Below are 24,799 nucleotides of genomic sequence, written 5' to 3'. Positions count from 1 at the left end.
GTAGGCCGGGTAAGGCGAAGCCGCCACCCGGCAAACATAACTTACTGCCATCCATACCGACGCGCATAGAACCCTTTTACCATCTGCGTCAGCACCATGTAACCCACGAGGATCGCCACCAGCCACGGGAAGTAGCTCAGCGGCAGCGCCTGCAGCTGCAGGTAGCTCGCCAGCGGTGAGAACGGCAGCGCGATGCCGAGCGCCATCACAATCCCCGTCATCACAATCAGCGGCCATGCGGCACGGCTCTGGATGAATGGAATGCGGCGCGTGCGGATCATATGCACAATCAGCGTCTGCGACAGCAAACCGACCACGAACCAGCCGGACTGGAACAGCGTCTGGTGTTCCGGGGTGTTGGCGTGGAACACAAACCACATCAGGCAGAAGGTCAGAATGTCGAAGATGGAGCTGATCGGGCCAAAGAACAGCATAAAGCGCCCAAGATCTGCCGGGTTCCAGTGCTGCGGCTTCTGGATCTGCTCGTCGTCCACGTTATCAAACGGGATAGCCACCTGAGACACATCGTACATCAGGTTCTGGATCAGCAGGTGCAGCGGCAGCATCGGCAGGAACGGCAGAAACGCGCTCGCCACCAGCACGCTAAAAACGTTACCGAAGTTGGAGCTGGCGGTCATCTTGATGTACTTGAGCATATTGGCAAAGGTACGGCGCCCTTCGATGACGCCCTCCTCCAGCACCATCAGGCTTTTTTCCAGCAGAATGATATCCGCCGCTTCACGGGCAATATCCACCGCTCCGTCTACGGAGATACCGATATCCGCCGCACGCAGGGCGGGCGCATCGTTGATGCCGTCGCCCATAAAGCCCACCACATGCCCTTCGCGCTTAAGCAGGGTGACGATGCGCTCTTTGTGCATCGGCGTCAGACGGGCAAACAGCGTGGTACGCTGGGCAAGCTTCGCCAGCTCGTCATCGGAGAGATGTTCAATCTCGCTCCCGACCACCACGTCACCCGCGTCCAGCCCCACCTCGTGGCACACTTTCGCCGCCACCAGCTCGCTGTCGCCGGTGAGAATTTTCACGGTAATACCACTCGCCTTCAGCGCTTTGAGCGCCGGTGCGGTGGTCTCTTTCGGCGGATCGAGGAAGGCGATGTAACCCTCGAGGATCAGATCGGATTCGTCGATACGCTGATAGTCCCCCTCGCGCGCCGGCAGGAACTTGCTCGCCACCGCCACCACGCGCAGCCCCTGACGGTTCAGGTTGTCGGTGACGCGCTTGATGCGGCGCAGCATGGTATCGTCCAGCGGCACGATGTCGCCGTTATAGCGTACCTGTGTGGACACGTTGAGGATCTCCTGCAGCGCGCCTTTGCAGATCAGCTGATGCACATCCGTCTGCTCGCTCACCACCACCGACATCCGGCGGCGCTCGAAGTCGAACGGGATCTCATCCACCTTCTGCCAGCGGCCGGAGAGCGTGCGGGCGGACTCTTCATCTACCCCTTCCAGCACCGCGACGTCGAGCAGGTTTTTCAGCCCGGTCTGATAATGGCTGTTCAGCCACGCGCTGTGCAGCACGCGCTCGCTGGTTTTGCCGGAGATATCAGTGTGGTTCTCCAGCACGATTTTGTCCTGCGTCAGGGTGCCGGTTTTATCGGTGCAGAGAATGTCCATCGCGCCAAAGTTTTGAATGGCGTCGAGGTGTTTGACGATCACCTTCTGTTTAGAGAGCTTCACCGCCCCGCGCGCCAGCGTAGAGGTGACAATCATCGGCAGCATTTCCGGCGTTAAGCCGACGGCCACGGAGAGCGCAAACAGCGCCGCTTCCCACCAGTCGCCTTTGGTGTAGCCATTGATCAGCAGCACGATCGGCGTCATCACCATCATAAAGCGGATCAGCAGCATGCTGACGCGGCCAATTCCCTTCTGGAAGGCATTCGGCTCGCTCTCCTGCTCGCTGACGCGCCCGGCAAGCTGACCAAACCAGGTGTTGCCCCCGGTGGCGGTGACTATCGCCTGCGCGGTGCCGCTGACGACCGTGGTGCCCATAAAGCACAGGGTGTCGCACTCGAGCGGGTTCATCTGCTGCGGGTCGCGGCTACGCGCCACCTTTTCCACGGGCAGGGATTCGCCGGTCAGGGAGGCCTGCGCGACGAAGAGATCGCGTGCCTGGATGATGCGTAAATCCGCCGGGATCATGTCCCCCGCGGCCAGCTTCACCAGATCCCCCGGCACCAGCTGGTCGATAGGCAATTCCACCCAGGCGTTTTCGCCGAGATCGTTGATCACGCGCGAGACGGTCGCGGTGTTGCTGACCATCGCCTTCAGGGCGTCCGCCGCTTTGGTGGAGCGGGCCTCCTGAATAAAGTTCAGCAGCGTGGAGATGCCCACCATCAGGGCAATCACCCCTGCGGCAAACAGATCTTCCGTCGCATAGGAGATGAGGCCGAGCACGGTCAGCAGCAGGTTAAACGGGTTGCGGTAGCAGAGCCACAGATGCACCCACCACGGAGACGGCTTTTGCGCCGGAATGAGGTTATCGCCATGCACGGCGCGGATTTTTTCCACTTCTGCCGCGTTCAGCCCTTCCGGATGCCCACCAAAAGCGCGCCAGACTTCGTTTTCATCCATCGCCGCCACGTTCAGGCAGCGTTCGGTCAGGGACGCGGGGATCGCCGCCCCCGCCATGTTTTTGGCATTGGGCAGCGGGTCGCGCTGAACAAGACGGTGTGGCAGGTGGCGGCTCAGCAGGGCCTGCAGCTGCCGGGTGATATTTTTAAACATAGTCATTCCTCCGCATCCGCAAACGCGGACGCAGCTTTTCCTTCAGGCGTGGCAAAGCCGTACCTGAGAGGCACTCAATTTTTCAAGCAGGAACGTTTGGGACGTTGCTGCCTCACATCACCGGTGAGTCAGCAACAGGCTGGCTTACCGGAAAGAACGCATTCTCCCGTTCAGGAGAGGTGTGGGATCGGGATCCATGAAGCCTCCGGTAAGTAAAAAGTAGGGTGTCGCCGCGCAGTATAAGGATTTAAGCGTACCCTTTGTGACGATTCGGGCGGTATTATACCCCCCTGCAAATAAACCGAACGTAAACCAGACTTTGCCCATAGCGAAATCGCGCTATAGCATTAGGCTCAATTGACCATTTTGTCGTTGTTACAGGGAATACAGCATGCAGAACCGCCTTACGATTAAAGACATCGCGCGTTTAAGCGGCGTGGGGAAATCAACCGTCTCACGCGTGCTGAACAACGAAAGCGGCGTCAGCGAACGCACCCGCGAGCGCGTTGAGGCGGTCATGAATCAGCACGGCTTTTCCCCTTCCCGCTCCGCGCGCGCCATGCGCGGACAGAGTGACAAAGTGGTCGCCATCATTGTCTCGCGCCTGGATTCTCTGTCTGAAAATCTTGCCGTGCAGACCATGCTACCCGCCTTCTATGAGCAGGGATATGACCCGATCATGATGGAGAGCCAGTTCTCGCCACAACTGGTGGAAGAACATCTGGGTATGCTCCAGCGACGCAACATTGACGGCGTGGTGCTGTTCGGCTTTACCGGCATCAAAGATGAGATGCTAAAACCCTGGCAGCCGTCGCTGGTGCTGCTGGCGCGCGATGCCCACGGTTTTGCCTCCGTCTGCTATGACGACGAGGGCGCGATTATCACCCTGATGCAGCGCCTGTTTGACGAAGGCCATCGCCACATCAGCTTCCTCGGCGTACCGCACGCGGACGTCACCACCGGCAAGCGCCGCCATGAGGCCTATCTGGCCTTTTGCAAAAAGCACAACCTCTCCGCCGTGGCCTCCCTGCCGGGGCTGGGCATGAAGCAGGGCTACGAGCAGGTCGCCAGCGTCCTGACGCCGCAAACCACCGCGCTGGTGTGCGCCACGGATACGCTGGCGCTGGGCGCGAGTAAATATCTGCAGGAGCAGCGTATCGATAACCTGCAGGTGGCGAGCGTCGGCAGCACGCCGCTGATGAAGTTTTTGCATCCGGAAATTATTACCGTCGACCCGGGTTATGCCGAGTCCGGCAGACAGGCCGCCGCGCAGCTGATCGAGCAGATCAACGGGCGCGCTGAGCCGCGTCAGATCGTTATTCCAGCCCACCTTTCTTAACCCCCGCTCAACGGTTTATTGTGATCTTCGCCCGATTTCGGGAACGTTCCCATTTTCGCCGTCACGCTGAAGGAGTAGGCTTGCGCTCAGGTCATTACCCCCCTCAACATCTGTCATGAGGTTTCATGATGAGTAAAGTCAAACAAGCAGATATCGATCAGTTGATCGTCCTGGTCGGCGGCCGCGAAAACATCGCTACCGTCAGCCATTGCATTACCCGCCTGCGCTTCGTGCTGAACGATCCGGCCAAAGCCAATCCGAAGGCCATTGAAGAACTCTCTATGGTTAAAGGCTGCTTTACCAACGCCGGTCAGTTCCAGGTCGTGATTGGTACCGAAGTGGGCGATTACTATCAGGCTCTGCTGGCAACAACCGGGCACTCCTCCGCCGATAAAGAGCAGGCGAAGAAGGCCGCGCGCCAGAACATGAAGTGGCACGAGCAGCTGATTTCCCACTTTGCGGAGATCTTCTTCCCGCTGCTGCCAGCACTGATCAGCGGAGGCTTGATCTTAGGCTTCCGTAACGTCATCGGCGACGTGCCGATGAGCGACGGCAAAACCCTGGCGCAGATGTATCCGGCGCTGAAAACCGTGTACGACTTCCTGTGGCTGATTGGCGAGGCGATCTTCTTCTATCTGCCGGTCGGGATCTGCTGGTCCGCGGTGCGCAAGATGGGTGGTACCCCGATCCTCGGTATCGTACTCGGCGTCACGCTGGTCTCTCCGCAGTTAATGAACGCTTACTTACTTGGTCAGCAGGTGCCTGAGGTGTGGAACTTCGGCCTGTTTACCATCGCCAAAGTGGGCTATCAGGCACAGGTCATTCCGGCCCTGCTGGCGGGGCTGGCGCTGGGCTTTATTGAAACCCGCCTGAAGCGCATCGTGCCGGATTACCTCTATCTGGTAGTGGTGCCGGTGTGCTCGCTAATTCTGGCGGTCTTCCTGGCGCATGCCTTTATCGGTCCGTTTGGCCGCATGATTGGCGACGGCGTGGCCTTCGCGGTGCGTCACCTGATGACCGGCAGCTTCGCCCCGATTGGCGCCGCGCTGTTTGGCTTCCTGTACGCCCCGCTGGTGATCACCGGCGTGCACCAGACCACGCTGGCCATTGATATGCAGATGATCCAGAGCCTCGGCGGCACGCCGGTCTGGCCGATTATCGCCCTGTCTAACATTGCTCAGGCGTCCGCGGTGACCGGCATCATTATCGTCAGCCGCAAGCACAACGAACGCGAGATCTCCGTTCCGGCGGCCATCTCCGCCTACCTCGGCGTCACCGAACCGGCGATGTACGGTATCAACCTGAAATACCGCTTCCCGATGCTCTGCGCGATGATCGGTTCCGGTCTGGCGGGCCTGGTGTGCGGACTGAACGGCGTAATGGCAAACGGGATTGGCGTCGGCGGCCTGCCGGGCATCCTCTCCATCCAGCCCGCTTACTGGCAGGTATTCGCCCTGGCAATGGCCATCGCGATTATCGTCCCAATGGCGCTGACTACCGTGGTTTATCAGCGTAAGTTCCGTCAGGGCTCGCTGCAGATTGTTTAATCTCTCTCTTTCGGGGCGCAGTTGCGCCCCTTCGCATTTGCAGGAACACACTATGAATACCCTTCCTCACTGGTGGCAAAACGGCGTTATCTACCAGATTTACCCCAAGAGTTTCCAGGACACCACCGGCAGCGGCACCGGCGATTTACGCGGCGTGACGCAGCGTCTGGACTACCTGAAAACCCTCGGCATCGACGCCATCTGGCTGACGCCGTTTTATATCTCCCCGCAGGTGGATAATGGCTACGACGTGGCGAATTACACCGCCATCGACCCGGCGTACGGCACGCTGGATGATTTCGACCAACTGGTCGCCGAGGCGCACCAGCGCGGCATTCGCATCGTGCTGGATATGGTGTTCAACCACACCTCAACCCAGCACCCCTGGTTCAGGGAATCGCTGAACAAAGCGAGCCCGTACCGCCAGTTCTACATCTGGCGCGACGGCACGCCTGAGCAGTTGCCCAACAACTGGCGCTCCAAGTTTGGCGGCAACGCCTGGCGCTGGCACGCGGAGAGCGAGCAGTATTACCTGCACCTGTTCGCGCCGGAGCAGGCGGACCTCAACTGGGAAAATCCGGCGGTGCGCGCCGAGCTGAAAAAGGTGTGCGAGTTCTGGGCTGACCGCGGCGTCGACGGCTTGCGCCTCGATGTCATTAACCTGATTTCGAAAGATCAGGATTTCCCGAATGACGAGACGGGCGACGGTCGCCGCTTCTACACTGACGGACCGCGCATCCATGAATATCTGCAGGAGATGAGCCGCGACGTCTTCACCCCGCGCAACCTGATGACGGTAGGCGAGATGTCCTCGACCTCGCTGGAGAACTGCCAGCAGTATGCTTCTCTCGATGGCCGCGAGCTGTCGATGACCTTTAACTTCCACCACCTGAAGGTGGACTATCCCGGCGGCGAAAAGTGGACGAAGGCGAAGCCGGACTTCGTGGCGCTGAAAACCCTTTTCCGCCACTGGCAGCAGGGGATGCATAACAAAGCCTGGAACGCGCTGTTCTGGTGTAACCACGACCAGCCGCGCATCGTGTCGCGCTTCGGTGACGAAGGAGAATACCGGGTTCACGCCGCGAAAATGCTCGGCATGGTGCTGCACGGTATGCAGGGCACGCCGTATATCTATCAGGGCGAAGAGCTGGGGATGACGAACCCGCACTTCAGCCGCATCACCGATTACCGCGACGTGGAAAGCCTGAACATGTTCGCCGAACTGCGCGCCAACGGCCGCGATCCGGATGAATTACTGGCAATCCTGGCGAGTAAGTCCCGGGATAATGGCCGCACGCCAATGCAGTGGGACGCGTCGCACAATGCGGGCTTTAGCGAGGGTGAACCGTGGATTGGCGTCTGCGATAACTACGAAACCGTGAACGCCCGCGCGGCGCTCGACGATGCGGGTTCCGTCTTCTATACCTATCAGTCGCTGATTAGCCTGCGCAAAACCCTGCCGGTGCTGACGTGGGGGGATTATGAGGATCTCCTGCCGGAACACCCTTCTCTTTGGTGCTACCGTCGCCAGTGGCAGGGACAGACCCTGATCGTTGCGGCGAACCTGAGTAATACGCCACAGGAATGGCAGGCAGACCTTCTCAGCGGTAAGTTGCAGGTGTTGATGAGTAACTACCCGACACCGCAAACGACGTCGCTGCGTCCGTTTGAAGCCGTCTGGTGGTTGCAACAGTAACCGTCCCGCCGGGTGCAGTCCTGCACCCGGCTTACTTTACTGTTTTTGTTGAATAATTAATCAGATTTTTCTCTTCCACCTTTACAATCTCTGAAGCGCCCGTCGTTTGTACTCTCGTCTTTTTACTTTGTTCTGAATCAAATAAATCGCAAACATGTTTGATGCAAATCACTATATGTAGCATTTAAAATGCACTCCGACCCAATATCTTGTATTTATCGTCTACTATTCCAACAACAAGACGGCGCTTACGCTGGCCGGAATTGTGGATAACACGAGCTGGGAACGCGGGAAGTCTTTGGCCTGACGGGAAATGCGTCCGGTGAATACTTCTCCACCTCTGTGGATAACCTGTTTTCAAAAATGGAGTGATCATGACACCGCATGTGATGAAACGTGATGGCTGTAAAGTGCCGTTTAAATCAGAGCGCATCCAGGAAGCCATTCTGCGTGCAGCTAAAGCAGCGGGAGTCGATGACGCAGATTACTGCGCCACCGTCGCAGAAGTCGTTAGCAGCCAGATGAATGAGCGCAGCCAGGTCGATATCAACGAGATCCAGACCGCGGTTGAGAACCAGCTGATGGCAGGACCTTACAAGCAGCTGGCGCGCGCCTACATTGAGTACCGCCACGATCGCGACGTGCAGCGCGAGAAGCGCGGTCGTCTGAACCAGGAGATCCGTGGCCTGGTGGAGCAGACCAACTCCGCCCTGCTCAATGAAAACGCCAACAAAGACAGTAAAGTGATCCCCACCCAGCGCGATCTGCTGGCCGGTATCGTCGCCAAACACTATGCCCGCCAGCATCTGCTGCCGCGCGACGTGGTTTCGGCGCACGAGCGCGGCGAAATTCACTACCACGATCTCGACTATTCGCCGTTCTTCCCGATGTTCAACTGCATGCTGATCGACCTGAAAGGCATGCTGACCCACGGTTTTAAAATGGGCAACGCCGAGATTGAACCGCCTAAGTCAATCTCTACGGCCACCGCGGTCACGGCGCAGATTATCGCCCAGGTCGCCAGCCATATTTACGGCGGCACCACCATTAACCGTATTGATGAAGTGCTGGCTCCGTTCGTCACGGCAAGCTTCAATAAGCACCGTAAAACGGCTGACGAGTGGCACATTCCGGACCCTGACGGCTACGCGCACTCCCGCACCGAAAAAGAGTGCTACGACGCGTTCCAGTCGCTGGAATATGAAGTGAACACGCTGCACACCGCCAACGGCCAGACGCCGTTTGTGACCTTCGGCTTTGGCCTGGGCACCAGCTGGGAATCGCGTCTGATCCAGCAGTCCATTCTGCGCAACCGTATTTCCGGCCTTGGCAAAAACCGCAAAACTGCGGTGTTCCCAAAGCTGGTATTCGCGATTCGCGACGGCCTGAACCACAAGTTTGGCGATCCAAACTACGACATTAAACAGCTGGCGCTGGAGTGCGCGAGCAAGCGCATGTATCCGGACATCCTGAACTACGATCAGGTGGTGAAGGTCACCGGTTCGTTTAAAACGCCAATGGGCTGCCGCAGCTTCCTCGGCGTGTACGAGGATGAAAACGGCGAGCAGATCCACGACGGGCGCAACAACCTCGGCGTGATCAGCCTCAACCTGCCGCGCATCGCGCTGGAAGCGAAAGGCAATGAAGACGCCTTCTGGGCGCTGCTGGACGAGCGCCTGCAGCTGGCGCGTAAGGCGCTGATGACCCGTATTGCCCGTCTGGAAGGGGTCAAAGCCCGCGTCGCGCCGATCCTCTACATGGAAGGGGCCTGCGGCGTGCGCCTGAAGGCGGACGATGACGTGTCTGAGATCTTCAAAAATGGTCGTGCGTCGATTTCGCTGGGCTATATCGGCATTCACGAAACCATCAACGCGCTGTTTGGCGATACGCACATGTACGACAGCGAAGCCCTGCGTGAGAAAGGCATCGCCATCGTTCAGCGCCTGCGCGACGCAGTAGACCGGTGGAAAGAGGAAACCGGCTACGGGTTCAGCCTGTACAGCACCCCAAGCGAGAACCTGTGCGACCGCTTCTGCCGTCTGGACACCGCCGAGTTCGGGATTGTGGAAGGTGTGACCGACAAAGGGTACTACACCAACAGCTTCCACCTCGATGTCGAGAAGAAGGTCAACCCGTACGACAAGATCGACTTCGAAGCGGCGTATCCGCCGATCGCCAGCGGCGGCTTCATCTGCTACGGCGAGTACCCGAACATTCAGCACAACCTGAAGGCGCTGGAGGACGTGTGGGATTACAGCTACCAGCACGTGCCGTATTACGGGACCAACACGCCTATCGACGAGTGCTACGAATGCGGCTTTACCGGTGAGTTCGAGTGTACGAGCAAAGGCTTTACCTGCCCGAAATGCGGCAACCACGATGCGGCCCGCGTCTCCGTGACTCGTCGCGTATGCGGCTACCTCGGCAGCCCGGACGCACGTCCGTTTAACGCCGGCAAACAGGAAGAGGTGAAGCGCCGCGTGAAGCATCTGGGGAATGGACAGATCGGTTAATCCGCTGCCACGTTAATGCCCGGTGGCGCTGCGCTTACCGGGCCTACGGACCGCTCTCTTTTGTAGGCCGGGTAAGCGCAGCGCCACCCGGCGTGGTTATTCGCGATGAACTATCACCAGTACTACCCCGTCGACATCGTCAACGGCCCCGGCACCCGCTGCACCCTGTTCGTCTCAGGCTGCGTCCACGAATGCCCCGGCTGCTACAACAAAAGCACCTGGCGCCTGAATTCCGGCAAGCCGTTCACCGCGGAGATGGAAGATAAAATCATCAGCGACCTGAACGACACGCGCATTCACCGCCAGGGAATTTCGCTCTCCGGCGGCGATCCGCTGCATCCGCAAAACGTGCAGGATATTTTGAAGCTGGTGAAGCGCATTCGCCGCGAGTGCTCGGGAAAAGATATCTGGGTCTGGACAGGCTACAAGCTGGATGAGCTGAACGCGCAGCAAATGGAAGTCGTGGATCTGATTAACGTGCTGGTCGACGGTAAGTTCATGCAGGATTTAAAAGACCCGGCGCTCATCTGGCGCGGCAGCAGCAACCAGGTTGTACATCATTTGCGTTGATCAAAGGCGGATGTCATCCATCCGCCCTTATCTCAAAAACGACTCAAACTCTCCATCGCCACCGCCTTAAACCCGGCAAAATCCTCGCAGCTACAGAGACGTGACATCGCCCGCTCGCGCAGGAAAGTGACGAAGATATCGTAAATCGCCATCGCCTCTTCGTATTCGCTTTTGCTGATGGCAAGCAGGAAGATGACGTGCGCGGTTTCGTCGCCCCACTGAACGCCGTGCGGGGCCAGCACGGTGTAGACCACCGTTTTCTGCGCCAGCAGGCCGAGGGAGTGCGGCAGCGCGATGCCGTCGCCGAGCATGGTACTGACGATAGCTTCACGCTCAACAACCGAATCCAGAAACTCCGCGCCAACAAAGCCTTCGGCCTCAAGCTGTTCACACAGCTCGCGGAACAGCGTCTGCTGATCGATCGGCTTGTCGATAATGCGGAAGTGGGCCGCGTCGAAGTATTTATCCAGCATCCACGGGCGGGTGCGGTCCACCAGCACCAGTTTGCCAATCTGTTCTAACTGATAGTCGGTCGGGAACGGGGCGATCATCACCACCGGTTTTGACTTTTCGCTGACGCGGGCGGTGGCGATCACAAAGTCTTCGCCAATCGATTCCGCCAACTCGTACTCGCGCAGGGTGAGCGTGCGCGTCACCTCAATCTGCGGGTATTTACGCTGCAGCACCGCCTCAATCATGCGCACCATCGCGTTACCGGCGTCGCATACCAGCAGCACGCGCGGCTGACGCTGGTAGCCAATGTTGTAGTGGCGCTCCAGCCCGACGCCAATATGCAGCACCAGGAAACCAATCTCGTTTTCGCTGATCACATACGGCGTGTATTTGCCCCAGCTCGACACCGCGGCCAGCGTCATGTCCCACGCCATCGGGTAGTGCTGCTTGATGTTATCCAGCAGCGGATTGGGGATCATGATTTGATACCGCACGCGGGTGATCATGGTTTTAATATGCGTCAGCAGATCCGCGTGCAGCTGCGCGTCGCTAAGCAGGTTGTAGTTATAGTGGGTGTTGATGTAGCGCAGGATGTAGTTGACCAGCGCTTCATCGTCATCGGCATTAATCGCGCTGGGCGCGATCTCCTGGATCTGCCGCGCCGCAATGTGCACGCACAGCCAGCTCTCCTCCGACGGCGAAAGCGTTTTGCCCGCCAGCTGCTGGATGGTCACCGCGATATCCTTCGCCGCCTCGCGCACGTTCTCTTCCACGTCTTCGGCATGGAATTCCGGCAGCGGATAACCTTCGCTGATGCGACGTACCGACACTGCGCAGTACAGGCGCAGGAACAGCTCGCCTTCATCAGTCAGGCGAATGTGGTGACGCGTCAAGGCGTCGTGCAGCACCGGCACCATCTGCTCCGCCACGCCCGCATTCAGCGCCACGTCGGTCACCAGCGGGTTCAGGCTGTCCTGCTGCGCCAGCTCCCAGAGCAGATCGGTCAGGCACGCGCGGGTCGACATCTCGCTGCCAAACAGCTTCATCCCATGGCGCGGACGGGTTTCCAGCGTCAGGTTGTAACGATGAAACCACTCGCGTACCTCCGCCATGTCGCTTTGCAGCGTGGCGCGGCTGACGAACCACTCGTCCGCCAGATCCTCCAGCTTAAGCGAAAACGCCGAGGTGAGAAAACGCACCACCAGATAATGCACGCGCTCCGGCCCGGTCCGTGGGATACGCAGCGCGCGCGGGTGGGATGCCTGAAGCTGCTGATAGCGCTCGGCATCCTCAATTTTGAGCTGGTAGCCGTTGCCCCGGCTCAGGATAAACTGCGCGCCGTGGCTGGCCAGCAGCGCGTTCAGGGCGGTGATATCCGCACGGACGGTTCGCGTGGAGACCGACAGCCGCTGCGCCAGCTCGTCCTGCGGCAGCGTCTCGTTTTGCAACAGATCGAAAAGTTGCGCTAAACGTTGGTTCGGAAATCGCACGTCGTTGTCCTCTAACAGCTTAAGGTGAAATGACCATCTGGGATGGGCTGCCGACCGGGGTATAGTCCGGTTCGAAGCTCAATTTCCCGTCCTGCGCCACGCGGAAACGGGTAATGTTGTCGCTGCGCTGGTTCATGACGTACAGCCAGCGTCCCTGCTTATCGAGCGTCAGGGTGCGGGGATAATCACCACGCGTCCACACGTCATCCTGATGCGTCAACGTGCCCTCTGCTGTTACGGTAAAGTGCCCGATGCTGTTATGCAAACGGTTAGCCACATACAGCTGCCTGCCATCGGCGCTTAATGCGAGCCCGGCAGCAAAGCTGGTGCCTTTGTAACCTTCCGGCAGAGCAGAGACCGTTTTATCCTCTTTCAGGGTGCCGTTGGCGTTCACGGTATACCGGGTGAGCGTAGACGCCTCTTCGTTAATCAGCCACAGGGCATCGCCCCTCGGCGTAAAGACAAAGTGGCGCGGCCCGGCGCCTTTCGAGGAGGCGCTGATAAACGGCGGATCATTCGGCGTCAGCTTTCCTGTCTGCTCGTCAAAACGGTACTGATAGATGCGATCCAGCCCAAGATCGGTGGAAAACACGTACTTCCCGCTCGGATCGGCGGCGATCATGTGCGCATGGGGGCCGTTATGATCGCTGATCGCGAAACTGCCCTCCGCAGCAGCTTCGGGCTTCGCCGCGCCCGGTTCGCCTTGATCCTGATGTTTGTCCGTGGCTTCACCCAAGCTACCGTCTGCGTTGACGGGTAAAACGGCAATTGAGCCGCTGACATAGTTCGCCACCAGCAGATGCTTGCCGTTCGGCGTCAGGGAGAGATACACCGGCCCGGCACCGCCGGAGGCCACCTGATTGAGCTCGCTCAGCTCACCGTTATCGCCGACGCGCAGCGCCTGCACCACGCCCTGCTCCACTTCACTTGCCAGATACAGCGTTTTGCCGTCCTGTGAAAGGGTCAGCTGCGCCGCATTCGGCAGTTTGCTCACCAGCGTTTTATCGTTCAGCGCGCCGGTTTGCGGGTTAACAGTAAAACGGTACAACCCTTCACCGTTCGGATTATAGGTACCCACCCAGGCATATTGCGTCTGGGCGACAGCGGCGGTGGCGAACATTGAGAGTGAAGCGACAAGCAAGGTACGGGTGTGCATGGTGGCTCCTGTATAGATGTGAGTTCTACTTCACCAGCTTCTTCGTCATCGCCAGCAGGGTACGCACATCTTCCGGACGCGTATCACCGCTGGCTTTGTCGATAATCGAGCTGTAGATATGCGGGATGATTTTGCTCACGCCCGCGTCGAGGGCGATCTGCAGGATCTCCTCATAGTTTTCCAGATCGATACCTCCGGTCGGCTCCAGCCAGAAGTCGTGACGGGCGCAGGCTTCCGCCACCGCTTTGTACTCGTCACGGCACTTCAGGCCGCCCATCGGGAAGTATTTGATAGAGCTGCCGCCGAAATCTTTTAGCAGAGCAATCGCCGTTTCAACCGGCACGATGCCGTCCGGCGCTTTGCTGCTCAGCGGGCCGGTGGAGATTTTCACCATTCCGACGGTGCCGGTCGGGGAGACCAGACCGTTGACCACGGACTCGTTCTGCCCCAGCAGCGCGCGGCTGGTAGCCACGCCGGTAAAGACCTGGTTGACGTGCTGCGGCTGCACCTGACGGGAGATCTCGCTCACCATCGCCGACTGGTTCGGGTCGCCCGCGCCGAGGCCAACGGAGAGCGCGTTATCTATCAGCGCCGCGTACTCGCGCATATCCGCTACCGCGCTGGCCACGTCCGGGTAATTTTTGGAGAGCACGCCCACCAGCACATGACCTTCCGCCGCCTCGTAGATGGTGCTGGCGTTGGCTTTCGACCCTGCCAGCACGTTCAGACAGACGCGGTCACGGTAAAAGTTGGGGGTCAGTTTCATGCGTTTTTCTCCTGTCCTAACACTTCGCTAATGCGGCGGTACACGATGTTCAGCTGATCAGCATTCACGCTGCGCACATCCGCTTCGATAATCCCTTCGTTGGCCTTGTAGCCACGGAAGTAAATGGCGTATTCGCCCTGCTTCAGCTTCGCCACCAGGTCACCCGTGCCGACGCCGGTGGTGGCTTCGTCAAATTTAATCTCGGTGCGGGCGATGTCGCGTCCGGCGCTGTCCCACACCACGCGCGCGGTGACACCGTTCAGGGTGTTGAGCGCCTCGATAAACGGCGTCATTTTCGCCACCATCTCGGCGCCGCTCTCTTTGGTGGCCGTCAGATAGTGTTCGATAGCGCAGGTCAGGCCAAGAATGCCCTCTTTACCCACCTTCATGGCGCGGCCAATGCCCGCCGTCTGGCGTTTGACCCACTCAACGTACTGGGTTTTGCCGATCACCAGTCCGCTGGTTGGGCCTTCAATCGCCTTCGCGCCGCTGTAGATCACCAGGTCCGCGCCGGAGCGGTAGTAAACATGCAGATCTTCTTCCGCCGCGGCATCAACGATGAGCGGCAAGTCGTGTTTACGCGCGACAACGGCCGCCTGCTCGACGCTGAGCATGCTTTTCTGCACGCAGTGGTGAGATTTGATATAGAGGATCGCGGCCGTGCGCGGGGTGATCGCCGCCGCCAGCTGATCGGCGGAACATTCGTTGGCGTAGCCCGCCTCCACCAGCCTACCGCCGCCCAGCGCGACCATGGTGCCCACCGGCGCGCCAAAGTTCACGTTGTGGCCTTTCGGCAGGACGATTTCGTTGTTCTCAATTGGGGTAACGTGCAGATTTTCCAGCAGCCAGTCGCTGTCTTTGACCAGCACCGCCGCAACGGACTGGGCAATGCCCGCCGACGCGCAGGAGACGACCGTCGCCCCTTCCACGTCCAGCAGCTTCGCGATGTACTCCCCGGTTTTATTGACCAGATCCTTCATCTCGAAATAGTGATTCATGCCGTCCATCGCCGCCTGCACCACCTCCGGGCGCGGCGTGGAGACGCCCAGCGCCGTCATGCGGCCAGAGGTGTTGATAACCTGCTTTAAATGGTACTTCTCATAAATCGAAGGCATTTTCCGTGCTCCCTTGTTCGGTCATGTAGCCCTTGCCCGCGCGGATCGCGGCAAGCGGCACCAGAATGTGTTCAGCCTGCAGGCTGTCGTTTTCGGCATCCGTCAGCACCGTCGGCTGACGTTTGAGGATGAATAGCGTCAGGTCGGCGTCGAGACCCGGCTGAATGCGGCCCTTGCGCGTCAGGCGCAGGCCGTCGGCGGCGTTCGCCGTGACGCAGTCAATCACCTGGGGCAATGACATGCCGATGGCGAGAAACTTCGACATCACGCTTGCCAGCGAGCCCACCGGGCCGTTGATGCGGTTGCGGCAGTAGATATCTGAGCTGATGGTGTGCGGCAGAATGCCCATCGCGATAGCGCGTTTTGCCACCTCAAAGCTAAAGCTCGCCGTGCCGTGCCCCACGTCCAGACGCACGCCGCGCTTCAGGGCAGAGGATATGGAGGCGCGCAGCTCGCCCGAGGGCGTCAGAATGCGGTTAGGCTTGCCGTTATAGCAGTGGGTGATGATGTCGCCCGAACTCAGGAGTTCGGCGATTTCGTCGAGATTTGGCGGGTTGTTGCCGATGTGCACCATCAGCGGCAGGTCGCCGTTCTCTTTCTGAATCGCTTTCGCGCGAGCCAGCGGCGTGATGCCGTTGTCACCGACCACGCTGCTGCTCATGCGCGCCTTCAGGCCGACGATAAAATCAGGGTGGCGCTTCACCGCCTGCTTCACCGCGTTGGCATCAACATTGGCCATATTGGCCAGCTCGTTCTGGGCAATCAGCCCCACGCGGGAAATGTTTAGCAAGGCAAAAACCTCGGTGGAGGCCTTGCGGGTGATCTCATAGAAATCGTCCACGTCGTCGGCGCCGGTGCTGCCCGCGTCCACTACGGTGGTGACGCCAGTGGCAACGCCCACGCTGTCGGGTTCGTCGTGGTAAATCGGGGAATTCGGGTAGCAGTGTACGTGGGAGTCAATCCAGCCTGCACTGACGAACACTTCACCGTTCAGCTCAACCGTTTTATGCGCGGGCGCGTTAATCTCGCCCAGCGCCGCGATTTTCCCGTCCTGAATGGCGATATCGGTCAGGGTATCGTCGGTGAGGCGCGCACGGCGCAGGAGTAAATCAAACATGAGGATCTCCTGATAAGGCGGGCGCCAGCGCGCCCGCGGGTATTAAAGGGCAACCGGGAACAGCCAGCCCAGAATCATCGCGCCGAGGATAGCGCCACCGGTAATCGGCTTCTGCCAGATGTAGAACAGCAGCGCACCCACCAGCGAGCCGACGCCGATTGGAATGGAGGCGGTCATGGCGCTGAGGATAATCAGCGGCCCGAGGAAGCGACCGGAGGCATTGCCCGCGCCCATCATCACGTCTGCGCCGTAGGTGGAGTTGCTCTGGTTGATGGTGAACTTACGCGCCAGGATGATGACGTAGCCAATCGCCAGACCAATCACCAGGCCGGTGATCAGCGAAGCAATGAAGTTGGTCACCGGGAACATGATCCCCGCGCCCAGCAGCAGCGCCGGTACGCCGAGGCCTACGCCGGTCTGGATGGCACCGCCGATGTCGAGAATACCGACCAGCGACCCTTCGATAATACGGGCGAACAGGAAGCTCGCGCCAAACGCTGCCACCGCGCCGTAAACGCCGGTATCAATACCCGCTTTCAGCATCGCCACGAAGGCCACTTCGTTAAACGCGCCGATGCCGTAGAGGTAGTACATGTGCGTCCCGGCAAACACGCCGGAGGAGAGCAGGCCAACGAAGATCGGGAACGACCAGTCGGCATACCAAAAACCTTTATTCTGTTCCATTTAGAGGCTCCTGTTATTTACCGCTGAGCGAGTTGTGGATCATGTCGAGCCAGTTCGGCACGGTCAGATGGAAGGATTCGATCATCTTCATGTCGAAACCGCGGAAGAAGCCGCTCAGCACGAAGAGCAGGACGATAGCCGCCATCATCACTTTGGTGACGTGGTTCCAGCCGCTCTCTTCCACGCCTTTCCCGATCAGGATCCCCAGCACCAGGCCCGGTACGGCGTTGCCCATAATCAGTTGCGCCGCGCCGCCGAAGATGGTGGCCCAGAAGCCCGATTTTTTACCCGCATCGATGGCCGCCAGCCAGAAGATCACCGGCATCACGGTGTTCACCAGCAGGTTTGCCGCCGGCACCAGCACCTTCACGGCGGTGACCTGAAGCGCAGCGGGAACGGAGGAGGCGGTCAGGTTAAGGAAGGTCACGACGATCATGCCGATCACGCCGCAGGCAATCGCCATTTTGCGGGGATCGTGCAGCGTTTCGCCGACGTTACGGTTTTTGATCATCAGTGCAGCCGCACCCCAGTTCGGGATGATGCGGTGGTCAACGTCCTGTGTGAAAGCCCCTGCGGCCACGGAAGAGGCCCAGGCGTTAAAGAAGAAACCTAACCCAAAGGAGAAGTGGGAAGCAGGATCCCCTTCACAGGAGTTCAGTTCCCCCAACGTACGAAACGCGCCCATACCCTGAGTGGTAGGCGCATGAAACATGCGTGCAGCCCCGGCACCCACACCGACGCCAACCAGGCCGCCAATGATGAGCGATTTTATTAATATAATTAAGAACATCAGTCTGCCCTTTTATGAATAATCAGCGTTGCGTGACGAAATCCACCTGGTCGAGATTGATGGCTGTCACGTTGACGGTCACATCCAGCTCCACGCTGTAGGTGCGTCTTTCCCGGCGCAGAAAGAAGAACAGAAACGCTTCTTTACGCACCGCTTCTTGCGCCTGAACGACCTGCACATCCTGTGGCTCAATACGCAGTAAGATATGCGGTGAGGCTTTCATCACCGCGGCCTGAACGTGGTTGAGCGCGTCGGCAAAGGCGCGCGCTTTGGCGTCGCCCTTCCCCTTCACTCTCACCGTGGTTGTGAACTGTTCTTTCATGCTTATGCGCCGTATTTCTTCTGCCACGCCTGTACCAGACGCTCGCCAAGCTCTTCTTTATCCATAAAGCCAAAGCCCAGCACGTTGCAGCCTTCGTTGATGGCGGTCACGCCCTCTTCCACGGAACGCATGCCGTATTTGGCTTTGTAGCCATACTTGGTCTGGGCGGTGATGGCACCCGCGCCGCCGCTGCCGCAGAAGGAGATGCCGAAGGTGGCGTTTTCCGCTTTCATTACGTCGCCCAGCTTCATGTCTGCCGCCATGCCCGGTACGACAACCGCGCGTCCACCTGCTTTTTCCACACCGGCAGCCACTTTCTGACCTTTACCCAGGCGATCGCCAATCACGATTGTAATCTGTTCCATGTGTTGCTCCTTAAAGGTTGTCTTTTGCGACTTCAAAGTGAACGGAGAGCAGCCAGGCTTCTTCATCAGGAAGGTTGCCAAACTGCGCGACCACTTCACGGGCAAGCCGCATTGAATCCGGTGAAATTTCGTCAAACAGCTCTGCTTCAACCTCCGGCAGCGGCTCGCCGGTCACGGACCGGTGCGCCATGGCGCGCACGTGGGAGGTGAGCATCTGCTCCTGTACTGCATTGGGGATGATGTTGTGCCGGGCCAGCAGGGCATAGACCTGCTGCAGCATGGTGTTTGCGAGTTGATCTGTTTGCACCGCCTGTTCCCCAACGTCGTTCATTACCGCTCCGTTAATCACTGGTCTTACCCCGTTAATGGCTCTGGATTAAAACTAACGGTGGGAGGGACGGGTTTGTAGCGAGTTGTTTTCCACTTCGAAGTGGAAAGGCGAGCCGCAGCAGTGATCTGTGCCACATAAATGCGCCGAATCTGGATAAATCAATGTATTCGCGTGATGAATATCACGCTATTACGCGGGAACGAACGGGTAAGCAGAGTGGAAAAGATTCCGAGCAGGCTCGTAGAAATGTGACGTGGATAAGGTTTTCTTATGGGGATTGGATAGAGTGGCGGCGGGTGCTTGAGACTGACCGTCTCAGGCATGGGACGGAAAGTGGAAAGCCCCTACCTGAATTTAAATCAGGGCGGGGCTGTAAACGACACGTCTAGCCACGTGATGTTTGCTACCTCGCCCGCTTTACAGCAAGGAGGCATCCATGAAACGCCAATCCCCAATTATCCGGGTTTTGATGATTGTTGCTTTGACAATAATCATCTTAACGCTGGTGACGAGGAAAACACTGTGCGAAATCCGTTTTCGAAACGGCTCGCTTGAAGTGACAGCGCGGATGGATTGTCGCTCCGGCCAGTAGGGAGCAAGGATGCGGGGGCGCGTCATGCGCCTCCGCATACGGGGAAGGACGTACAGCTCAGGCACCCAATTAACGATACTTTTTGTGGTACGTATTGCGCGTGGTCACAAACTGCTCGGCCGCCGCCTGGGCTTCCTTCACTTTGCCTTCGTTAGCGAGCTTCAGCGCGCCGTCGATCTGGCCGACCAGCACGTCAAAGCCGTGGCGATAGTCTTTCATCTCTGCACTGTCTGCCGCTTTGCTTTCCAGCTTCGGCGGCGTCGCTTTTTGGGCGTCCAGCGCCGCTTCACGCATTTTGGTCAGCGCGTCTTTCATTTCCGCCGCATTGTCAGTTTTCTGCACCACCTTCAGGTTTTGACCGAGGATGCCCATGTCGTCTTCAAGATCGGCAGCAAACGCAGAAGAGCCAAGAACCAGCGTTGAAGCTGCGACGATCGCTAACAGATGTTTACGCATTGCTCACTTCCTTTTTTATTATTAACAAAACGCTATCTCTATTGTCCGGCAATTTTCATTTCCGGAAGTAATACAGAACCACACTGTATATTGCTGCGTGTTTCAATATCGTTACCGACCGTAACGATATTGCGCCACATGTCCTTTAGGTTGCCGGCGATGGTAATCTCGCTTACCGGATACTGGATTTCGCCGTTTTCCACCCAGAAGCCCGCAGCGCCGCGAGAGTAGTCTCCGGTGATGCCGCTGACGCCCTGCCCCATCAGCTCGGTCACCACCAGGCCGGTGCCCATCTCTTTCAGCATCTGCTCAAAGTTGAGGCCCTGCCCGGCAATGCGCCAGTTGTGGATGCCGCCAGCGTGTCCGGTGCTTTTCAGCCCCAGCTTACGCGCAGAGTAGTTGGTCAGCAGCCACTGGGTCAGCACGCCGTCTTTGACGATGTCACGACGTTCGGTACGCACGCCTTCGCTGTCGAACGGCGTGGAGGCCAGCCCTTTCAGCAGGTGCGGATGCTCTTCGATAGTCAGCCATTCCGGCAGGATCTGCTTGCCCAGCGAGTCGAGCAGGAAGGTTGATTTACGGTAAACGGAGCCGCCCGCAATCGCGCCCACCAGATGGCCAAACAGACCGGTCGCCACTTCATTGGCAAAAATCACCGGCGCTTTCATGGTGGAGAGTTTACGCGGCGACAGGCGAGACAGCGTGCGTTCGGCGCACTCTTTGCCCACCCACTCAGGAGACTGCAAATCCCCCAGCGCGCGGCCAATGGTGTAGGCGTAGTCGCGCTCCATGTCACCGTTCTCTTCGGCGATGACGCAGCTGGAGAGCGAGTGGCGGGTAGAGCAGTAGCCCTGCAGCATGCCGTGACTGTTGCCGAAGACTTTGATGCCGTAGTGGCTGTTAAAGCTGCCGCCTTCGGTATTGGTGATGCGCTTGTCGGCCTGCAGGGAAGCCTGCTCGGCGCGGGCAGCCAGTTCAATGGCTTCGTCCGGGGTCACTTCCGCCGGGTGGAACAGATCGAGATCCGGCGCATCAAACGCCAGCAGGTCTTTATCTGCGACGCCGGCGTAAGGATCCGGCGAGGTGTAACGGGCGATATCCAGCGCGGCCTGCACCGTACGGGCGATGGCATCCGGACTGAGATCGGTGGATGACGCACTGCCTTTGCGATTCTGGTGGTATACCGTGATACCCAGCGCGCCGTCGCTGTTGAATTCGACATTCTCCACTTCGCCATAGCGGGTGCTCACGCTAATGCCGGTGGTTTTGCTGACCGCCACTTCGGCGCCATCTGATTTTTCTGAAGCAAGCATCAGCGCGGTGGAGACGGCTTCTTCCAGAATCTTACGCTGCGCTTCAACTTGTGAGGTTACTTTCATCGCAAATGCCATACTGTAAGAGAGAGTTAACTGAAGTCTAACAGAGAACCGTTTTTCAGTGCGCGTCTTAACTGGTAACATTAGCCTCTTTTTTTAAGGAGCCTGACATGACTAAGCAGCCCGAAGACTGGCTCGACGACGTTCCCGGTGATGACATCGAAGACGAAGATGATGAGATCATCTGGGTCAGTAAAAGTGAAATTAAACGTGACGCCGAAGAGTTAAAACAGCTTGGCGCGGAAATGGTAGAACTGGGTAAAAACGCGCTGGATAAGATCCCGCTCGACCAGGATCTGCGCGATGCCATTGAACTGGCACAGAAAATCAAAAAAGAAGGCCGTCGTCGCCAGCTTCAGCTTATCGGGAAAATGCTGCGTCAGCGCGATGTTGATCCGATCCGCCAGGCGCTGGACAAGCTGAAAAACCGCCACAACCAGCAGGTTGCGCTGTTCCACAAGCTGGAGCAGATCCGCGATCGTCTGATTGAACAGGGTGATGACGCCGTACCGGAAGTGCTGAACCTGTGGCCGGATGCCGACCGCCAGCAGCTGCGTTCCTTGATCCGCAACGCGAAGAAAGAGAAAGAAGGGAATAAGCCGCCGAAGTCTGCGCGCCTGATTTTCCAGTATCTGCGCGAGCTGTCTGAGAACGAAGAGTAATCCGTTCCCCTCACCCCGGTGGGGCGAGGGGGAAAAGAACGTAGGCCCGGTAAGCGTGAGCGCCACCGGGCTTTTTTTACGCGTCGGCGGCCGCTTCCGCTTTCTTCGCCAGCCCGTCCAGCAGCTTCTGATGGATCCCACCAAAACCGCCGTTGCTCATCACCAGAATATGGTCACCAGGCTGAGCGGCTTTCACCACCATATCCGCGAGCGCATCCACATCTGCACTCCAGTGTGCCGGCTGAATGCAGGCATCGGCCACTTCCGCGACCTGCCACGGAATATGCTGCGGCTGCAGCAGGAAGACTTCATCGGCACGTCCTAACGACGGCGCGAGATCGTCTTTGCAGATGCCCATCTTCATGGTGTTCGAGCGTGGTTCCAGCACCGCCAGAATGCGCGCGGTACCGCCAACTTTGCCACGCAGGGCGGCAAGCGTGGCCAGAATGGCCGTTGGGTGGTGCGCGAAATCGTCATACACGGTGACGCCGTGGGCTTCACCGCGCAGTTCCAGACGGCGGCGGGCATTGATAAACGAGCCCAGCGCATTCGCCGCATCCGCAGGCTGAACGCCCACGTGACGCGCTGCGGCAATCGCCATCAGGCCGTTGTGCATATTGTGTTCGCCCACCAGGCCCCACTTCACCTCACCCACTTTTTCACCGTCGAGCAGCACTTCCCACTCGGAGGCATCGGCATTGAGTTTCTTCGCCTGCCAGTGGCCCTGCTCACCCACCAGCTCCTGCTCGCTCCAGCAGCCCATTGCCAGGGTCTGCTTCAGGTTAATGTCGTTTTCCGGCAGGATGATGCGGCCCTGGCCTGGAACAATGCGCACCAGGTGGTGGAACTGTTTCTGAATGGCCTTCAGGTCGTCAAAAATATCCGCGTGGTCAAACTCAAGGTTATTGAGGATCAGTGTACGCGGGCAGTAATGCACGAACTTAGAGCGCTTGTCGAAGAACGCGCAGTCATACTCGTCGGCTTCGATCACAAAGAACGGGCTGTCCCCCAGGCGCGCAGAAACGTCAAAGTTGCCCGGTACGCCGCCGATGACGAAGCCCGGCTTATAGCCGCAGGCTTCGAGGATCCAGGTCGCCATGCCGGCGGTGGTCGTTTTGCCATGGGTACCGGCAACGGCAACCACCCAGCGGTCACGCAGGACGAAGTCATGCAGCCACTGTGGGCCGGACATGAACGGAATATTGCGTTCCAGTACCGCCTCAACGCACGGGTTGCCGCGGGTCATGGCGTTGCCAATGATCACCAGATCCGGCTCGGGATCCAGCTGGCTGGCATCGTAGCCCTGAATTAAAGCGATGCCCTGTTTCTCCAGAAGTGTGCTCATTGGCGGATACACATTGGCGTCCGAACCTGTCACCTCATGGCCCAGCGAGCGCGCCAGCATTGCCAGTCCGCCCATGAAAGTGCCACAAATCCCCAATATATGAATGCGCATACGTCACTATCCTTCTTCAATGTGGCGCACATTTTACTCACATGTCAGCGGGTGTGAAACGCATTTCAGGAAAATCCGTATCCTGCTGGCGCGATTCACCTCTGCGCTACTATTTGAATATTTGTTAAGATTGTTGGGCTTTAGTCGTTTTAGTGAACATACAATCGCTCTACTCACAAAGATGCAGGGAAAGTGTTATGAAAACGTTAGGTGAATTTATTGTCGAAAAGCAGCACGAGTTCTCTCATGCTACCGGTGAACTCACTGCTTTGCTGTCGGCAATAAAGCTGGGCGCTAAGATCATCCACCGTGATATCAACAAGGCCGGTCTGGTCGATATCCTGGGTGCCAGCGGTGCCGAGAACGTTCAGGGCGAGGTTCAGCAGAAACTCGATCTGTTCGCAAATGAAAAACTGAAAGCTGCACTGCGCGCGCGCGACATCGTTGCGGGTATCGCCTCCGAAGAAGAAGATGAAATTGTTGTTTTCGAAGGGTGTGAACACGCGAAATACGTTGTTCTGATGGATCCGCTCGACGGCTCCTCCAACATCGACGTTAACGTTTCTGTCGGTACCATTTTCTCCATCTACCGCCGCGTCACGCCTGTTGGCACGCCGGTGACCGAAGAAGATTTCCTGCAGCCGGGCATTAATCAGGTTGCTGCCGGTTACGTGGTTTATGGCTCCTCCACCATGCTGGTGTACACCACCGGGTGCGGCGTACACGCCTTTACGTACGATCCATCACTGGGCGTTTTCTGTCTGAGCCAGGAACGCATGCGCTTCCCGGAGAAGGGTAACACCTACTCCATCAACGAAGGCAACTACATCCGCTTCCCGAACGGCGTGAAGAAGTACATCAAATTCTGCCAGGAAGAAGATAAAGCGACGCAGCGCCCTTACACGTCCCGCTATATTGGCTCTCTGGTCGCGGATTTCCACCGTAACCTGCTGAAAGGCGGCATCTACCTCTACCCAAGCACCGCCAGCCACCCGGACGGGAAACTGCGTCTGCTGTACGAATGCAACCCGATGGCGTTCCTGGCCGAACAGGCGGGCGGCAAGGCGAGCGACGGTAAAGAGCGTATTCTGGAGATCGTGCCGGAAAGCCTTCACCAGCGCCGTTCATTCTTCGTCGGCAACAACCACATGGTTGAAGACGTCGAACGTTTCATCCGTGAGTACCCGGACGCATAATCCCTCTCTTCAGGGGAGCCGATCCGGCTCCCCTGGTCATTTATATATTTTACCGTA

Annotated in this window: 22 protein-coding genes; 8 read left to right on the top strand and 14 right to left on the bottom strand. The window is 58.3% G+C overall.

Annotated features, from left to right (window positions below; all coding sequences use genetic code 11):
• Positions 1-41: 41 nt before the first annotated feature.
• Positions 42-2,750, bottom strand: coding sequence for a magnesium-translocating P-type ATPase (gene mgtA / locus BMW97_RS17035; RefSeq protein WP_045908060.1), 2,709 nt, complete (start codon positions 2,748-2,750; stop codon positions 42-44).
• A gap of 391 nt (positions 2,751-3,141) precedes the next feature.
• Here mgtA and treR point away from each other — a divergent pair, with 391 nt between their 5' ends.
• The 5 genes from treR to nrdG all read left to right on the top strand — a co-directional run bounded on the left by treR (position 3,142) and on the right by nrdG (position 10,415).
• Entirely contained in the window at positions 3,142-4,089 is a 948-nt protein-coding gene (treR, locus tag BMW97_RS17025; RefSeq protein ID WP_032651468.1) for a trehalose operon repressor TreR, read from the top strand.
• A 128-nt stretch (positions 4,090-4,217) separates the two neighbouring features.
• Positions 4,218-5,636: a PTS trehalose transporter subunit IIBC gene (gene treB, locus BMW97_RS17020; protein WP_023310193.1), complete on the top strand. Its 1,419-nt coding sequence runs from the start codon at positions 4,218-4,220 to the stop codon at positions 5,634-5,636.
• Between the two features lie 52 nt (positions 5,637-5,688).
• A complete protein-coding gene (gene treC / locus BMW97_RS17015) occupies positions 5,689-7,332 on the top strand; it encodes an alpha,alpha-phosphotrehalase (RefSeq protein WP_045908059.1) in 1,644 nt (547 codons plus the stop codon).
• Positions 7,333-7,706: 374 nt separating this feature from the next.
• Complete coding sequence (gene nrdD, locus BMW97_RS17010; protein WP_045908058.1) at positions 7,707-9,845, top strand: anaerobic ribonucleoside-triphosphate reductase; 2,139 nt, start codon at positions 7,707-7,709, stop codon at positions 9,843-9,845.
• Positions 9,846-9,950: 105 nt separating this feature from the next.
• Positions 9,951-10,415: an anaerobic ribonucleoside-triphosphate reductase-activating protein gene (gene nrdG, locus BMW97_RS17005; protein ID WP_045908057.1), complete on the top strand. Its 465-nt coding sequence runs from the start codon at positions 9,951-9,953 to the stop codon at positions 10,413-10,415.
• A gap of 32 nt (positions 10,416-10,447) precedes the next feature.
• On the opposite strand, the gene BMW97_RS17000 is transcribed toward nrdG, so the two are convergent.
• From BMW97_RS17000 to BMW97_RS16955, 10 genes are read right to left on the bottom strand one after another with little or no spacing between them, the layout of a single operon-like run.
• Positions 10,448-12,358 (bottom strand): BglG family transcription antiterminator, encoded by a 1,911-nt coding sequence (locus tag BMW97_RS17000; RefSeq protein WP_090393030.1) that lies wholly within the window; start codon positions 12,356-12,358, stop codon positions 10,448-10,450.
• A 19-nt stretch (positions 12,359-12,377) separates the two neighbouring features.
• Positions 12,378-13,514 (bottom strand): lactonase family protein, encoded by a 1,137-nt coding sequence (locus BMW97_RS16995; RefSeq protein WP_045908055.1) that lies wholly within the window; start codon positions 13,512-13,514, stop codon positions 12,378-12,380.
• Positions 13,515-13,539: 25 nt separating this feature from the next.
• The gene (locus BMW97_RS16990) at positions 13,540-14,280 is read right to left on the bottom strand and encodes a 2-dehydro-3-deoxy-phosphogluconate aldolase (RefSeq protein ID WP_045908054.1); all 741 of its coding nucleotides are present in this window, start codon (positions 14,278-14,280) and stop codon (positions 13,540-13,542) included.
• Positions 14,277-15,395, bottom strand: coding sequence for a DgaE family pyridoxal phosphate-dependent ammonia lyase (locus BMW97_RS16985; protein ID WP_045908053.1), 1,119 nt, complete (start codon positions 15,393-15,395; stop codon positions 14,277-14,279). Before BMW97_RS16985 ends, BMW97_RS16990 begins: the two co-directional genes overlap by 4 nt.
• Positions 15,379-16,512 carry an amidohydrolase/deacetylase family metallohydrolase gene (locus tag BMW97_RS16980; protein ID WP_045908052.1) on the bottom strand — a complete coding sequence of 378 codons (1,134 nt, stop codon included), beginning with the start codon at positions 16,510-16,512 and terminating at the stop codon, positions 15,379-15,381. The genes BMW97_RS16985 and BMW97_RS16980 overlap by 17 nt, the downstream gene beginning before the upstream one ends.
• A gap of 42 nt (positions 16,513-16,554) precedes the next feature.
• Positions 16,555-17,196 (bottom strand): DUF4310 family protein, encoded by a 642-nt coding sequence (locus tag BMW97_RS16975; protein ID WP_003856081.1) that lies wholly within the window; start codon positions 17,194-17,196, stop codon positions 16,555-16,557.
• A 13-nt stretch (positions 17,197-17,209) separates the two neighbouring features.
• Positions 17,210-17,986, bottom strand: coding sequence for a DUF4311 domain-containing protein (locus BMW97_RS16970; protein WP_008501408.1), 777 nt, complete (start codon positions 17,984-17,986; stop codon positions 17,210-17,212).
• 22 nt (positions 17,987-18,008) lie between these two features.
• On the bottom strand, positions 18,009-18,308 hold the full coding sequence (locus BMW97_RS16965) for a DUF4312 family protein (RefSeq protein WP_006810338.1): 300 nt from the start codon (positions 18,306-18,308) through the stop codon (positions 18,009-18,011).
• A gap of 2 nt (positions 18,309-18,310) precedes the next feature.
• Entirely contained in the window at positions 18,311-18,673 is a 363-nt protein-coding gene (locus BMW97_RS16960; protein WP_045908051.1) for an SFCGS family glycine-rich protein, read from the bottom strand.
• Positions 18,674-18,683: 10 nt separating this feature from the next.
• Positions 18,684-19,022, bottom strand: coding sequence for a glycine dehydrogenase (locus BMW97_RS16955; protein ID WP_090393028.1), 339 nt, complete (start codon positions 19,020-19,022; stop codon positions 18,684-18,686).
• A gap of 418 nt (positions 19,023-19,440) precedes the next feature.
• Here BMW97_RS16955 and BMW97_RS16950 point away from each other — a divergent pair, with 418 nt between their 5' ends.
• A complete protein-coding gene (locus BMW97_RS16950) occupies positions 19,441-19,596 on the top strand; it encodes a Hok/Gef family protein (protein ID WP_045908049.1) in 156 nt (51 codons plus the stop codon).
• Between the two features lie 69 nt (positions 19,597-19,665).
• On the opposite strand, the gene cybC is transcribed toward BMW97_RS16950, so the two are convergent.
• Complete coding sequence (gene cybC / locus BMW97_RS16945; RefSeq protein ID WP_008501412.1) at positions 19,666-20,052, bottom strand: cytochrome b562; 387 nt, start codon at positions 20,050-20,052, stop codon at positions 19,666-19,668.
• A 38-nt stretch (positions 20,053-20,090) separates the two neighbouring features.
• Entirely contained in the window at positions 20,091-21,443 is a 1,353-nt protein-coding gene (gene pmbA / locus BMW97_RS16940) for a metalloprotease PmbA (RefSeq protein ID WP_032643854.1), read from the bottom strand.
• A gap of 95 nt (positions 21,444-21,538) precedes the next feature.
• Here pmbA and yjgA point away from each other — a divergent pair, with 95 nt between their 5' ends.
• Positions 21,539-22,090: a ribosome biogenesis factor YjgA gene (yjgA, locus tag BMW97_RS16935; RefSeq protein WP_008501414.1), complete on the top strand. Its 552-nt coding sequence runs from the start codon at positions 21,539-21,541 to the stop codon at positions 22,088-22,090.
• Between the two features lie 76 nt (positions 22,091-22,166).
• Here yjgA and mpl read toward each other — a convergent pair whose 3' ends face one another.
• A complete protein-coding gene (gene mpl / locus BMW97_RS16930; RefSeq protein WP_048027922.1) occupies positions 22,167-23,546 on the bottom strand; it encodes a UDP-N-acetylmuramate:L-alanyl-gamma-D-glutamyl-meso-diaminopimelate ligase in 1,380 nt (459 codons plus the stop codon).
• A gap of 197 nt (positions 23,547-23,743) precedes the next feature.
• Here mpl and fbp point away from each other — a divergent pair, with 197 nt between their 5' ends.
• On the top strand, positions 23,744-24,742 hold the full coding sequence (fbp, locus tag BMW97_RS16925; protein ID WP_008501416.1) for a class 1 fructose-bisphosphatase: 999 nt from the start codon (positions 23,744-23,746) through the stop codon (positions 24,740-24,742).
• Positions 24,743-24,799 lie beyond the last annotated feature (57 nt).

This window comes from Enterobacter sp. NFIX58 (assembly GCF_900110475.1).
Lineage (GTDB): Bacteria > Pseudomonadota > Gammaproteobacteria > Enterobacterales > Enterobacteriaceae > Enterobacter > Enterobacter quasiroggenkampii.
Note: the sequence above shows the minus strand (reverse complement) of the source record. Positions and strands in the feature narration are given on the sequence as shown.